General features: G+C 49.7%; 9 protein-coding genes, 1 tRNA gene and 1 pseudogene. 9 read left to right on the forward strand and 2 right to left on the reverse strand.

Going from position 1 to position 15,385, the window contains the following annotated elements; all coding sequences use genetic code 11:
- Nucleotides 1-20 precede the first annotated feature (20 nt).
- Nucleotides 21-3,611 carry a PKD domain-containing protein gene (locus VN429_RS03210; RefSeq protein ID WP_325629724.1) on the reverse strand — a complete coding sequence of 1,197 codons (3,591 nt, stop codon included), beginning with the start codon at nucleotides 3,609-3,611 and terminating at the stop codon, nucleotides 21-23.
- 491 nt (nucleotides 3,612-4,102) lie between these two features.
- Here VN429_RS03210 and VN429_RS03215 point away from each other — a divergent pair, with 491 nt between their 5' ends.
- From VN429_RS03215 to VN429_RS03255, 9 genes are all read left to right on the forward strand, one after another.
- Nucleotides 4,103-4,654, forward strand: a complete 552-nt coding sequence (locus tag VN429_RS03215) for a UbiX family flavin prenyltransferase (protein WP_325629726.1) — start codon at nucleotides 4,103-4,105, stop codon at nucleotides 4,652-4,654.
- The gene (locus VN429_RS03220; protein WP_325629728.1) at nucleotides 4,651-5,892 is read left to right on the forward strand and encodes a UbiD family decarboxylase; all 1,242 of its coding nucleotides are present in this window, start codon (nucleotides 4,651-4,653) and stop codon (nucleotides 5,890-5,892) included. The genes VN429_RS03215 and VN429_RS03220 overlap by 4 nt, the downstream gene beginning before the upstream one ends.
- Nucleotides 5,892-7,055, forward strand: a complete 1,164-nt coding sequence (locus VN429_RS03225) for an aconitase X catalytic domain-containing protein (protein ID WP_325629730.1) — start codon at nucleotides 5,892-5,894, stop codon at nucleotides 7,053-7,055. The genes VN429_RS03220 and VN429_RS03225 overlap by 1 nt, the downstream gene beginning before the upstream one ends.
- A gap of 96 nt (nucleotides 7,056-7,151) precedes the next feature.
- Nucleotides 7,152-8,039 (forward strand): DnaJ domain-containing protein, encoded by an 888-nt coding sequence (locus VN429_RS03230; RefSeq protein WP_325629732.1) that lies wholly within the window; start codon nucleotides 7,152-7,154, stop codon nucleotides 8,037-8,039.
- A gap of 49 nt (nucleotides 8,040-8,088) precedes the next feature.
- Nucleotides 8,089-11,952 (forward strand): DNA-directed DNA polymerase II large subunit, encoded by a 3,864-nt coding sequence (locus VN429_RS03235; RefSeq protein WP_325629734.1) that lies wholly within the window; start codon nucleotides 8,089-8,091, stop codon nucleotides 11,950-11,952.
- Between the two features lie 66 nt (nucleotides 11,953-12,018).
- A complete protein-coding gene (locus VN429_RS03240) occupies nucleotides 12,019-13,248 on the forward strand; it encodes an aminotransferase class V-fold PLP-dependent enzyme (protein ID WP_325629736.1) in 1,230 nt (409 codons plus the stop codon).
- Entirely contained in the window at nucleotides 13,239-14,147 is a 909-nt protein-coding gene (locus VN429_RS03245) for a hypothetical protein (RefSeq protein WP_325629738.1), read from the forward strand. Before VN429_RS03240 ends, VN429_RS03245 begins: the two co-directional genes overlap by 10 nt.
- Nucleotides 14,148-14,240: 93 nt before the next feature.
- Nucleotides 14,241-14,323, forward strand: a tRNA-Leu gene (locus VN429_RS03250).
- Between the two features lie 423 nt (nucleotides 14,324-14,746).
- Entirely contained in the window at nucleotides 14,747-14,878 is a 132-nt protein-coding gene (locus tag VN429_RS03255; RefSeq protein WP_325629740.1) for a hypothetical protein, read from the forward strand.
- A 228-nt stretch (nucleotides 14,879-15,106) separates the two neighbouring features.
- Here the strand turns inward: VN429_RS03255 and VN429_RS03260 are convergent.
- A pseudogene (locus VN429_RS03260) lies at nucleotides 15,107-15,385 on the reverse strand (transcriptional regulator); the annotation flags it as partial.

A 15,385-nucleotide genomic window follows, 5' to 3' on the forward strand; every position in this document is an offset into this window, starting at 1 on the left:
CTCAAAAATGAAACAGGTGTTCAGATACCTGCTGCAGCCAGATCTCCATCGTCACTCATGTAGATCCAGTATCCATATCCCGGATAGAGTGATCCCTGGGAGCTGTCTGGGACGTTCATAATCGTATTCTGGAATCTCTGGGATGCAGAGTCATATCCGATAACGTACACCCACTTATCCCTGATTGACAGAAGGGTGTTGTATGCTGATATTGTGTTAAGGTTAGTGACACCAAAGGTGTTCCATCCTTTGACCAGTTTTTTAGTCTGCGGAATCTGCAGTGCATCATCAGCGAAGTAAAGATTCAGTGCATCCTTCTTGGTTGAATAGATCCAGAACGCATCAAGCGGCTTGATGGTCATATCGGCAGTTACCGTGCTCCAGGTTTTTGCACGTGGGTTGTAACTGAAGATACTGTGCCCACCTACGTCTATCCTTCCGAATACTCCTTTTGCACTGTTCATACCGTCAACAAGCATCTTCGGGGTGGATATGAAGTTCCATCCCGGGTTGAGTCCGATCTGTGCACTTGGAGGAGTGACGGCTCCTACTGCGATGTAATTCTGCTTAACTGCGGTTTTAGAATCTCCATTCCAGTATCCAACTACTACACCAACAGAATACAGTCCATCATGCTGGTAGACATGAACCGGATTGGAATCGGTGGATGTTGTGCCGTCTCCAAAGTCCCAGTAGTGTGACTTCGGATTACCTGTTGATTTGTCAAGGAATTTTACTGAAAGTGGAGCGCTTCCCTGAACCGGAGTTGCCGTGAACTCAACATAACTAGCTGGTTGAGTTGAGAAATTTAGATTCTTTGGCAGAATGAGTCCGTTTACAATCAACTGCGTCTGATCTGCTTCAGATCCTGTGTCGGTCTGGAAACTGATCTTCTTACCTACATCACTCTGGTAGATTGGAACCTCAAGGTACGGACCGTTTGCAGAACCGTACTGCCCGGCAGAGCTTACTGTTATCTGGCCACGTGCCTGGCCGTCGACAACAGCATAGATAATTCGTCCGTTATCAAGAGGTGAACCTCCGATGGTAGCCATACCATAGAAGCAGTACTTGGACTGGGATGGAGAGGAAGAGGAACTAAATGTCAGATCCAGGCGCTGGGTTATTGTTCCTTCTGCAGATACCCCGCCAGTGGATCCAAGAGACATGAGGCTAACGCCTCCTGTTCCGGTGTTTGTACCAGTGCTTGTTCCTGTACTACCAACCTGATACTGCTGCGATGTTGTATATGTAGCACCGTTGTATGATGCCGTGAAGGTCATGTACTGACCTGCATCTGATGAGTATATTGGTACGGTCAGGCTTGAATACTGACCCGGTGAACTTACAGTTGTTTGAGCTCTGCCAACGTTGCCCACAAGAGCAGTGATGATTGTTCCGCTCGAGGCATACTGGTTCCCGATTAAGGCAGTTCCACTCAGAACGTACTGATTCAGGGTGGATGAGGATGATGAGAACGAGAGATCAAGATTCTGTGATATCACCGACTCGGCAGATACAGTTCCAACTGACATCAGGCCTACCCCTCCACTGCTGCCTGAACTAACCTGGACCTGCTGGCCTGAATAGTAGGTAATTCCGTTGTATGTTGCAGCGAATGTGATATACTTCCCTATATCCGGTGAATAGACGGGGACATTAAGCCCTGAGTACTTGCCGGTTGTATACACTGCAGCTTGTCCTCTGACTCTTCCGTCTATCAATGCATACAGGGTAGTTCCACTTGGAGCATTCTGTGAGTTCAGCTGGGCGTTACCTGAAAACTGGTAACTGTTCACTCTTGAACCATACGACGAACTCAGATCCAGTGACTGGATTCCCCCGTCTTTTCCAATTACCAGCGTCTGATCGATCGGTATACCGTCTACGTAGAATGTCAGTTTCTTTCCAACATCACCTGAGTAAACCGGAACATCAAAGTATTTGCTGCCCTGTGCCCCGTATGCTCCGTCTTTGTCAACGGTGAAACTGCCACGGACATCGGTTGACCCCTCAACCATGGCTGTGATAGTTGATCCAACCGGGATCGGAGTTCCTGCGTTGTTGATAGCCCCGTAGAACTGATACTTGCCAGTCTGTGTTCCTTGAACAGGTCCGGATATAATACTGGCGGTACCTGAAACATTCAGGTCCAGCATCTGGGTTCCTCCGGCAGCTGCAATCACAATGGACTGATCAACTGGTGTACCATCAACGTAGAATGTGAGTTTCTTTCCAACATCATCGGAGTAGATCGGGATATTAAAGTATTTTCCATCCTGTGATCCAAATGCCCCGTCTTTGTCAACAACGAAACTGGCTCTGGCAGCACTTTCACCATCTACCATTGCAGTAATTGTTGATCCTAGCGGTACCGGATTACCTGCACGGTGGATAGATCCATAGAAATAGTAATTTCCATTTGGTGTCCGTCCTGCTCCCGCACTGATTCCCGAACCACTCAGTTGCATGACATATATGTTCGGGTTTCCTGAGCTGTAGTCTTCCCAGGCAACGTAATCACCGTATATGGATGGTGCTTTCTGGTCAAACTGATCGTTGCCGAGGTTGTATATTTTTCCGCTGATCAGGTCGAGGAGCATGATATCTGCGTTGCTACCTGAGCGATCCTCCCAGACAACGAGAACACCTGAAACATCCGGACTATATGCACTTCCTGTGCCGGAAAGGCGTATTTCATGCATATTTCTCAGATCCATTCCATAGATATCGGAGCCACCATTGCGGGTGTCTTCCCAGACAACAATATTTCCGCTGATCTTTGGATTCTTTTGATCTGAACTGTCTGACGTCAGCTGGTATTCTTTTCCAGCGCTGATATCATACATGTAGATATCTGCATTCCCATTTCTCCAGTCTTCCCATACAACGTAATTGCCAGATATGTCTGGTTTACTCTGATCTCCGAGATCATTACAGATCAGGTTTACCTTGTTGCTGTTTACGTCGTATTTCCCACTGTTCAGATCAACCTTACGGCTGTTGAGATCTGCAAGAGCAATATCTGCATTCCCTGAAGTCCAGTCCTGCCAGACAACATATCTACCTGAAATTGCAGGCTGGTTCTGGTTAGATGTACTCGGTGAGACCTGGAAAGATGTCTGACTCTGGGTATCATACACAAAGATGTTTTTTATCGAAGTGCCAGGTGATGCATCCTGTTCATAGGCAATCATTCGGTTTGATCCATCAGGGTACGTCTGCTGCTGACTTGACGGATTTACGATCCCCGATGATCCGGTGCTGAAATCATACTTCCCCACCTGGGATGTTCCAGCATTCCACTCCTCGTACACGACCCCATTGTCATAGACCTTTGGATGAACACGTTTCAGCTTGCCGGTTGTGATCTGTTTCTTTGATCCTCCGCACTGGTCTCTCGTAAGGATATACTGAACAGATCCAAGTGTCAGTGTGTTCTTCAGAGTGTATGCATCAGGATCTGATGCCGCAGCCATAATTGATATGCCACTGGCACCGCTCTGTGCTGCCGGATTAACCGTGTCGGACTGTACGACCGGTGTTCCGGTGGTGAGTGTCAACTCTGCTATCACTGCGGTCCCGCAGAGACAGAGAAGAATCACCATCATATAGGGCAGATATCTCCAAATCTTCATCATTACTCCTCCCATCCGCATAGTCCACTAGGTAATGGCCAAGTGGACTGATCACTAGATATATGTGCTAATCTTTACGCTAAGCTCTATAAAATACTATCACTCCTAATCGCAGCCAGAATTTCGCTTTAATGTTAAATTAGCGCCTGTATGGAATTTTTCTTAATCTTGTGAATATTATTGAGGCGATAAATCGGAAATGGCGTTTATTTCCCTAACCTCCCCTGGTGCGCAGGATATGCGCGACTCATGAATGGTTCTGGTGATTCTGCTGGTAAGTGGAACGTGAGCAGTTATTATGAAAAATTCCCGAATTTTTTCCATGCACCATTTTTATTGATAATGTGAACTTTTGTGTTTCAGGTGTGTATTTCATGCATTGGTACTAAACGATAAGTACGGGCGGCCATCTGCCATGTGATTAGGGAGACTAACTCTGACAATGGCTGCTGCATGGTTCAGGTATGACCAGAAAATTTGTTATCGGGGTGTCGGGGGCAAGTGGTATGATCTATGCATCCCGGCTTTTGCATTATCTCTCACCGGTTGCCGAGGTTCATCTTGTAGTCAGCCCGGTGGCAGGAGAGATTGCTGTCCATGAGGGAGTCTCTCTCTCCGGGTTTCCTGTCACTCTCCATCGGTTTGATGATCTTGCTGCACCTATTGCAAGTGGGTCGTTCAGACATGATGGCATGGTCATCGTACCGTGCAGTATGAAGACCCTTGCCTCAGTGGCAAACGGAATAACTCCGAACCTGGTGACACGGGCGGCTGATGTCACCCTGAAGGAACGCAGACCTTGTATTCTCCTCCTCAGGGAGAATCCGCTCTCCCGGATACATATCACCAATATGCTTACCGCCCATGACGCAGGAGCGACTATCATGGTGGCAAGCCCGCCGTTCTATAGTAAACCGGCAACCATAGAAGATCTGGTGGATGCCGTGGTCTCACGGATAATTGATCATCTCGGTGTTGAGATCGAGATAACCAGCAGATGGAGTGGATACGAATGAGAACCTGTATTGATCTGATGAGGAACAAAGGCCTGGTCATTGACATTCATGAACCTGTCTCCTCTGAGTTTGAAGCACCGAAACGATCGTTTGGAACAGACAAACTTCTTTTCTTCCACAATCTTGACGGAAAGAAGGCAGTGATGAATGTCACCGCAAGCAGAGAGGCCCTTGCACTGGCTCTCGGGGTGAGTGCCGATAAGATGGTTCCCCATCTTGCAGCCTGCCGGTATGATGGAAGAGTTATTGAAGACGGGACTATCGCATGCTCTTCACCGGATCTTGACCAGATCCCGATCATGAAGCATTACCCGCTTGATGCAGGCAGATATGTCTGTGCAGGGGTGGTCTTCTCCCGGTACAATGGAATAGAGAATGCATCAGTGCACCGGATGCTTCAGTCCGGGAAAGACAAACTGGTTGCACGGCTTGTTGAGGGAAGGCATACCCATACCATGCTGAAACAAGCCCTGGCAGACGGAAAGGAACTTCCGGTTGCTATTGCGATAGGGCTGCATCCTCTGGTCATGTTTGCAAGCTGCAGCAGGGTCCCGGTCGGGATGGAACTGCCTTTTGCAGCAGAACTGCTTGGTGGTGAGATCAAAGTAAAGACTCTCAGTAACGGAGTCCGTGTTCCTGATGCAGAGATCATCCTTGAAGGGTTCATCGGCAGCGAGACTGCTAAAGAGGGACCGTTCGTTGACATCACCGGAACCTATGACCCGGTCCGGACCCAGCCGGTGATCAGGATCACCGGGATGTACATGAAATCTGATCCGATCTACCACGGGATTCTTCCCGGTGGCGATGAACATAAAATCCTGATGGGTGCTCCGTATGAACCACTGATCTATAAGGCTGTAGCAGGAGTGACCGGAGTGTCTGACGTGGTGCTTACAAAAGGTGGCTGTGGATACCTTCATGCAGTTGTCCAGATCAGAAAACGAACCCAGGGAGATGGGAAGAATGCAATCCTGGCTGCTTTTGCTGCACATACATCACTCAAGCATGTGGTCATCGTTGACGAAGATATCAACCCATCTGATCCTCTGGATGTCGAATACGCCATTGCAACCCGGGTGAGGGCTGATACTGATACAATTATAATTTCAGGTATCCGGGGTTCTTCACTTGACCCGACCCGGATTGGCGATGGACTCAATGTCAAGATGGGAATTGACGCCACCATGGAGATGGGCAGGGAAGACGAGTTCATCAGGGCAACGTGGGAGCAGTAATGTTTCTGACCGCTGAAGAAGAGGCAGTCCTTGCGGGTGAAGAGGGACCAACCCGCCAGCAGCTGATGGAGATCCTGGTTGCAATGGGAAAGGTCTTTGAAGCAGAGAAGATGGTCCCCATCCGCAGTGCCCAGGTATCAGGTGCATCATACAAGACGATTGGCAGATGGGGGCTTGAATGGCTCTCCAGTCTTGATGCCAAAGCCAGTGTTCCTGCAATCCTCAACCCGGTTGGCATGGACCGGATCAGATGGAAAGAGATGGAAATCGATCCCGTTTTTGCTAAAAACCAACTTGATGTGATTGCAGCCTATGAACGGCTTGGCATCAGGCTTGAATGCACCTGCACTCCCTATTATCTGACAATCACAGAGTACGGCGACCATCTTGCCTGGTCAGAGTCGTCAGCGGTTGCGTATGCAAACTCAGTCATCGGGGCACGGACAAACCGGGAAGGAGGTCCTTCTGCCCTTGCGGCTGCAATTCTTGGGAGAACTCCCGCATATGGTCTGCACCTTGTTGAGAACAGGTCCCCGGTGCTTTCCTTTCATGTAGAAGATGCTCCTGAAAAGAGTGATGAGTCCTGGTATGGTGCTCTCGGGTATCTTGCTGGAAAGATTGCAGGAAACCGGGTGCCAATATTTACGGGAATCAGGCCATCAAGGGACCAACTCAAGAACCTTGGTGCAGCGATGGCTGCAACCGGGGCTACAGCCCTGTATCATGTTCAGGATATTACTCCTGAAGCCCGGGTGTTCAAGTATGATACATCCGCCCTTGAGTCGATCACCATCACTGCATCAGAAGTTGCAGATGTGTATTCATCGGCCGAGCCTGATGCTGTTGCCATCGGCTGTCCGCACTGTTCAGATGAAGAGCTTACAAAGATAGCGGAAAAACTGCAGGGGTGTAGAGTGAAAAAACCGCTCTATATTTTTGCTGCAAAGGGTGTCATCACACGATCTGCAGAATCGGTGGGAATCATTGAGAAGAGCGGGGCGAGGGTGTTTGCCGATACCTGCATGGTTGTCTCTCCTGCACTTGAACAATATAAGACCATCATGGTGTCAAGCGGAAAGGCACTCGCATATGTCCCAAATATGTGCGGTGCAGCCTCTGTAATCGGAACACTTGATGACTGCCTCTCTGCAGCCTGCCGGTAGACCCGGCAATTACCTCTTTCATGGACAATGAGATCTGGTCGGTGCAGTTTATTATCCTGACATCAGATATGGATATATCAAGATCCGGTACGTGAGATGAACCAGGCAGGGGAGACCTATTACGATATCCTGAATCTCCGTCCAGATGCTTCTCTGCAGGATATTACTGCCTCGTATCGCAAACTTGCGAAAATTCTTCATCCTGATGTCTGTGAAAGTCCGGATGCGGATGAGCTCTTTAAAGTTGTAAACGAGGCATACCAGGTCCTTAAGGATCCCAAAAAAAGGGAGGCATATGATGCAAGCCTGGTTCTTGCCGAAGGCTCTCTGTATGGAAGATATCACCAGGGGAGGCAGCGATATCGTGATCCCCATACCTGGTATCACTCTCATCAGCACCATGGATCTTATAGGCGACCGGTTGACGAAGAACCAGTAAAACCGCCTCAAAGTACAATCCCAAGGATTCTTCAGGTTGTTCTTTTTTACCTGTCCCTGCTCATGGCGGTCCTCATACTGGCCCAACTCTTTTTGATTCCCTGGATCAACGGAGTAAACAGCACTGATGCACGAAATTCCCTTAATGAGGGAAACAAGTGGATGCAGGAGGAGGAGTATCAGAAGGCAATCGACAGTTATCGTGATGCTACTGCAAAACTTCCGACGTTTTCTGAAGCATGGCGTGCAAAAGGGTTTGCGGAACTGAAGAAAGGGGATGCCCTCACAAAACTTACCCAACCGGGAGCTGAAGGGTACTATCGTGATGCAATCAGGTCTTTTTCAAAGATACCTGACAGGAACCCTGAAGATATTGCGGTTACAAAAGCGATGGCCGAGTCATACCTGAAGCTTAATGATAAAAGTTCAGCCATCAGTATCCTGAACCGGGCACAGGATTCGGGGCACTGGGATGCTTCTATGAGTGACCTGCTACGTGAGGCAAATTCCCAGCCCGGACAGCAGACTGCACACTCTTCCTCCTGATACTTCATGCCATATAGAATCCGGTCATATCTCTATAGAGCAAAGAGTCATGGCTGATATCTCTCCTCATATGCAGAAGTACTATGATCGCCTGAATGCCGGATTAGCAAAGGCGATGGAAGTAGCGGGACAAGCCAGGAAGGTCGGGATCGATCCGGAGACCGTGGTGGAGATCCCGATAGCTAATGATCTCGCGGACCGTGTTGAGGCACAGGTCGGGATCAAAGGGGTTGCGGCCTGTATCCGTGATCTTGAGTCCCGGATGTCACGTGAGGAGGCTTCCCTCAAGATCGGTGATGTGTTTGCAACACGAAAGTTCGGTGAGACAGACAACGAACAGATCCTGGACCACACAATACGGACCTCAATGGCTCTGGTCACCGAGGGTGTGGTATCTGCACCGATCGAAGGGATCGCAAAGATTGCAATAAAAAAGAATGATGACGGGACCGAGTATCTCTCGATCTATTATGCCGGTCCAATCCGGAGTGCTGGTGGTACTGCACAGGCACTCTCTGTTCTTGTAGGTGATTATGTCAGGAGTCTACTCGGACTCAACCGGTACATCCCACGACCTGAAGAGGTGGAACGGTATGTCGAGGAGATCAGACAGTATAACTCGATCATGAGCCTGCAGTACCTCCCGTCTCCTGAAGAGATCAGGCTGATCATTCAGAACTGTCCGGTCTGCATCGATGGTGAACCCACAGAACGGGAGGAGGTCTCGGGGTACCGGAATCTTGAGCGTGTTGAGACAAACACGGTCAGGGGTGGAATGGCTCTCGTCATCGCTGAAGGGCTTATCCTGAAGGCCCCCAAGGTGATGCGCAATGTGAAAAAGATGAAGATGAGCGGGTGGGACTGGCTCGAAAGCCTGATGCAATCTACCACTCCTTCAGGGTCTGACCACGAAGAGAAGGAGGTCGGTATCCATCCAAAAGACAAGTTCCTCCGTGATCTCATTGGTGGACGACCGGTCTTTGCATACCCGATGCGCAAAGGCGGGTTCAGACTAGTGTATGGGAGATCCCGAAACACTGGTCTCGCAGCCGGCGGGCTTCACCCTGCAACTCTTCATATTCTTGGGGATTTTCTCGCGGTAGGGACCCAGATGAAGACCGAGCGGCCTGGAAAAGCCGCTGGTATTTCACCGGTTGACTCTATCCAGGGGCCAACGGTCAGGCTGATCAACGGGGATGTTCTCAGGGTTGATGATGCAAAACAGGCACGTGAACTCTCCCCGCAGGTTGCCTCAATCCTTGATGTGGGAGAGATTCTTCTCAGCTACGGCGAGTTCATGGAGAATAACCATGTTCTTGTCCCCTGTGCCTACTGTGAGGCATGGTGGCACCTGGAAGGTGGCGTCGGCCATCCGACAAGCGAGGAGGAGGCTCTTTCCTGCTGCGAGGCTGGAGCATATCTTCATCCTGACTTTACTCTCCTCTGGGATGATGCGAAGCCGGAAGAGATCAGGGAACTTGCCGAATACATAAGCAAACATGGATCACTGACTGATAATACCCTGAAGATTTCCCAGGATCCTGCCATCAAGGAGATTCTTGAGAACATCCTCTGTCCGCACCTGGTTCGTGATGAGATGTTTCTGATCTCACCGGCACACCTCTTCTGCAGATGTCTCGGGCTTGATGAGAACCTCTCCATGAAATCCTCCTGGGAAGGAGAGATTCCTGGTGTCAGTCTTGATCTCGTTATGCATCTTTCCGGACTCAGGTTCAGGTCAAAGGCAGGTACCCGGATCGGGGGGCGAATGGGACGGCCTGGCAAGTCAAAGCCGCGTGAAATGAAACCTGCTCCCCATGTGCTCTTTCCTGTCGGTGAAAGTGGAGGATCACGCCGCTCTCTTCAGGAGGCAGGAAAGCACACCTACAAGGCCAATACCGATGGAGGGATTCTTAAGCTTGAGATGGGAGTTCGTCGCTGTCCAGCCTGCAGGACCGAGACCTATCTGAACAGGTGCAACTGTGGAGCACACACTATTCCGGTTATTGCCTGCCCCCGTTGCGGCATTGAAGTGGGAGAGGGAACCTGTCCACAGTGCGGGGTTCCCGGAACCTGCGTACGCGAATATACGATCAATGTCAAACAGCAGTACCAGAAGGCACTCGATAATCTCGGGGTCAGGGAGCAGATTGGAGATCTGGTGAAAGGTGTCAAAGGTCTTGTTTCAAGGCTCAAACCTGTTGAACTGCTTGAGAAAGGAGTCCTCAGATCCCTAAACGAACTTTTTGTCTTCAAGGATGGCACGGTCAGGTTTGATATCATCGATATGCCTCTCACCCATTTCCGCCCTCGTGAGATCAGTGTCCCGGCCGAGCGGCTGGTTGAGATTGGGTATACCCATGATATCTATGGCAAGGAACTGACTGATCGTGAGCAGATCCTGGAGCTCCCTCCCCAGGACATCCTTGTACCTGAAGGATGTGGAGATTACCTACTTGCCTGCACCAAATTCATTGACCAGTTGCTTGTGAAGGTGTACGGACTTGAACCATTTTACAACTGCGAGAAGCGGAGCGACCTAATCGGCCATCTCATCATCGGACTTGCTCCCCATACGAGTGCCGGGGTGCTTGTCCGCCTGATCGGATTCTCAAAGGCAAATGTCGGGTACGGGCATCCCTTCTTCCATGCAGCAAAACGGCGGAACTGCTTCTTTGGGGATACCCTGATAGAGATCGGTGATGAGACAGGGATTCACGCTGTCCCGATCCGTCAGTTCGTGCTTGAACGACTCGATCTCTCACAGGCCGGAGTGGACAGTATCGGGACTTTTTACGCAGATCCCACACGACCTGCCTATGCCAGAAGTATAGACACCTCGGGTATGCCCCATATCCGCAAAGTGACTTCAATCTCGGTACACCGGTCTCCACAGAATCTGATAAAATTCGTAACTGTGCGTGGAAAAGAGCTCATTGTAACTCCTGACCATGCGATGCTGGTCTGGGATGTAGATTACCTGCGCAAGATCCGTGCCCTTGAGGTGAAGGTAGGGGATGCGGTCCCGGTCTGGGAAGGTGGGGTGGTCATCTCTGACCGTATTGCCACGATCGATTATGTCCAGTCTCCTGATGAGCGGGTGTATTGCCTGACTGTTGACCGAGACCATAACGTAGTCGCGAACGGTATCTTCACCGGGCAGTGCGATGGTGACGAGGACTGTGTTATGCTCCTGCTTGATGGGCTGATCAACTTCTCCCGTGCATTCCTTCCCGAGACCCGTGGTGGATCAATGGATGCCCCGCTTGTGCTCAGCAGCAGGATTGACCCGACCGAGATCGACAAGGAGAGTCACAACCTTGATGTCTGTGATGGGTATCCGCTTGAGATGTATCTCAAAGCACTCGAGTATGCCCACCCGAAAGATGTTGAAGGGCTCATCGACCGGGTTGAGAAGCGGCTTGGGAAAGAGAACCAGATAGAGGGCTTCTTCTTCACCCATGATACCTCTGACATATCAGCCGGACCACTGGATACCATGTACACCCAGCTCCAATCGATGGTTGACAAACTCAACTGTGAGCTTGAACTTGCAAGAAAGATCAAAGCCGTTGACGAGCATGACGTGGCTGAACGGGTTCTCCAGACGCATTTCATCCGTGACCTTCAGGGAAACCTCGGAGCGTTTGCAAAACAGAAGTTCAGGTGCACAAAGTGCAACACCAGTTACCGTCGTATGCCTCTTTCAGGTAAATGCCGGTGCGGTGGAACAGTGATCCCGACTGTGCATGAAGGCTCGGTGAAGAAGTACCTGAAGATGTCACAGGAGATCTGCGAGAATTTTCATATATCAGAATACACCCGGCAGCGTGTTGAGGTTATCAACATGAATATCGAATCAACCTTCGGCGAGGAGAAGATAGAGCAGCTCGGGCTTGCTGACTTCATGTAATTTTCCGGCCTTTCAGTTGATTACCCACGACTCCTTTATAGTTTCAGGTTAATTCTCGTACATCAGATGTACAATCTCACGGCTCTCAGAGAGGAGTTCCCGGTCCTCGAAGAGGTCATCTACCTTGACAACGCTGCAACCACCCAGACTCCGGTCCGGTCAGTTGAGGCGATCTGCGATTTCTTTTATGAATACGCCGGGAATTACGGGAGAGCCACACATCGGCTTGCCAGGGAGACAACAATCAGGTGTGAGGAGAGCAGAGAGGAACTTGCCACATTTCTCGGTGCCTATCCGGAGCAGATCATCTGGACCGGAAATACCACCGGGGCAATAAATCTCGTTTCACAGGGCCTCCCCTGGAAGAAAGGTGACGAAGTGCTCTGCACTGCCCTTGAGCACCACTCCAATCTGCTTCCCTGGATGGCGCTGAAGAAACGGGGGGTGAAGATTGGCATCATCCCACAGGAAGGCGGGTATGTTGATCCCGACTCTGTGAGTGATATGATCACTGGAAAGACCCGTGTGGTCGCAGTCACCCAGATGACAAATGTGACCGGGACAATCCAGCCGGTTGACGAGATTGCAGACATTACCCATGATGCCGGTGCAGTCATCGTGGTTGATGGTGCCCAGTCGGTCGGGCATATCCCTGTTGATATCACGAAAATGGATTACCTGGCTATTGCCGGGCACAAAGGGCTTCTTGGTCCACAGGGTGTTGGTGCCCTTTATGCCGAGGATCCTGCAACCCTGTCAGAAAGTCAGTATGGTGGCGGAACTGTTGCTTCCGTCTCATTTGAGGAGGTAACCCTCCGTCCTGTTCCTGCACGACTTGAGCCAGGAACACCAAACATTCCAGGGATTATCGGGATGGGTCCTGCTATCAGGCTGGTTGACGAACTAGGCGCCGAAGAGATCGCGGATCATGAAGAGGCCCTGGGGATTGCTCTTTTTGATGCCCTCGAAGAGCTTGGCCTGGTTGATATCTTCAGCCCGAGGGGAACTTCAGTTCTCTCGTTCGGTGTTCAGGGGCTTCACCCGGATCTTGTTGCAACCCGGCTTGATGAGATGGCATCAATCTGTGTGAGAAGTGGGATGCATTGTGCAGAACCGTATGCCCGATCTTTCTGCGACCAGGGGACTGTCAGGGCGTCGGTTGCCTGCTATAATACCAGGGAAGAGGTTTTGGTTCTTGCTGACACACTACGGGAAATGCTTGATGCATGGGATCCGGATTCTGAACCCGATTATATCCCTGAACCTGATCCCTGGGAAAAGAGTAAGTGCCCCTGATTTCTGCAACCGGGAAGATTATCAGACGTCAGGCAGAAGAGTACCGCATGAAGTATATTCTGGTGCCAGGCATCCTGGCACTATTCTGCTTTTTATTAATCACTCCGACACTGGCAGGGCCCGTAAACCTCTCAATTTCCGGAGCATCCGAGCAGGGGGGGTATATCACCACTGATCTTCTCTTCTCTCCGGGAGCAACGGGTATGGATGGGTATCTTACCTTGTGGTTCAACAAGCCGGATGGAGACTGCAAGGATGCAAAACTGCTTACCTGGAAGTCTCTCTCTTCAGGTTCTGAACCTGGAACCGTTCACATGGAGTCAGCGGTTCCAGTTGATGTAACTCCGGGGACGTATGTAATTTTCGCCGTCTACGGGACCGGGTCATCGTTTCCGTCATCATGCGACAAAGGAGTTTCTGCTACATCCACCGTAGTTGTTTCAACCCCGGGTCAGGCAGGTCATGATATGGCAGGGAGACTTGCAGCAAGTGGTGCATCATCTACTGGTCCCAGATATACAATAGACACAATATCTGGTATTGACACGGCAGTAAGGGTAGAACCTGGTTCTGGGATTAAACCGGGAGTGACGATACGAAACCTTGGTGCTGATGATACCTCTGCGAGCCAGGTGGAGGTGCATGCGTTTCTCGGTGGGAATGAACTGATTCCGGTGGATGCAGTGATCAGCCCGATGAAATCAGGAGAAGTTAAGGAAGAGAGCCTTTCCTTCACGGTTCCCGGATATATTCCGCAGCAGAGTTACCCGTTCTTTTTGATCATCGATCCACGGGGCGATCATGGGCTTGTTGATCCTGCTTCGAACCTGAAGCGGACGGGTGGAAAGATGAGTGTCGCTATAGAGGACCCCGGTGTCGGGTGCGGGTGTCATCAGTAGGGTTCACGTACGGGTAACTTACTAATATTTCACAGAACAACAGTTTAAGGTCAGCGTGGTGTGGATACCTATTCACACTATTCCTATTCTTGTGCGGGGATAGCCAAGTGGTCAACGGCGAACGCCTCAAGAGCGTTTCTCATAGGAGTTCAGGGGTTCGACTCCCTTTCCCCGCATTAATCAGCCTCCCTCCGGTCGGATTTTTTCGTCTTCCATTGTTTTACAAATCCGAATGTTTGTACCATCAAGTTGTCCCATTTTTTAGCCTTTTTCATCAGACTTTTGACAGTATAGAGGAGTTTAAACAAGAATCTCTTTTCCTCTAGATCTTACTGAAGTATTGTTTCGATTCTTGTGATTGCTACTGATTGGAGTGGGTGTATTACCGGGAGCGGATAGCAAACAGGTCGGGAGTCTCAAGAAGAGCCGTAAGCGATGCTATGATGAGGCACTAACGTTTCGGAGTCTGCCAGATTTGCTCAATCCGGCAGCGATACAGCGGATTTATACGGATCTTTGCCGGTGTAAACTATGTGATACTCATTAAGCGATTTGGTATGATCCCAAGATGAAGATGACAATCTGTGAGGTCTGCTTCAGTGTCAGAAGTGAAGAACATCTCATCAGGGGGAGAGATGATCGCAACCCGGATCGAGGGGATGATCCTGGTTATCATTTTGAGATATATCTTTGTGTTCTCGTTTTCAAACCTGCAGAGCCCGGAGCGGTGAAGGTGGGTATTACTCCCTGGCAGATTCGGAATATACTGGAGAAGTGGCAGAGGAAAAGGTGGCTTTGTTTCTGATTGGGGGTGATTAAAACAACACTATCAGTTTTTAACACACATCTATCTATAAAAACAAGGTAATCAGAACGAGATAACTCTTCATTAGACAGATGTTTTTTAAAAATACCTCCTGAAACAAGTTTACTCAATCTTGTCTAGGTCTAATCTCTGTCTAACTTTTTTCATCCTGCTCGGGTTTAGACAGAACCCATCGTGCCCATCTGGACTTGCCAACAATATTAATGGTGTTCTCGCGTTTCATCTCTTGTAGCAGATTCTTGATTACATCCCGTTTCTGAGAATCAGAAAGAACATCAGATAATTTATCGATCAGGAGCTGATCGATCTCCTTCCGTGTTGCCCCATTAAATTTCTCAAGGAAGGAAATGACCATCTTTTTATAATGTCTCTTATCAAAAGGTCTGTTTTTAATATATTCTGCTTTAGTATC

Source organism: Methanospirillum sp. (assembly GCF_035560735.1).
Taxonomy (GTDB): Archaea; Halobacteriota; Methanomicrobia; order Methanomicrobiales; family Methanospirillaceae; genus Methanospirillum.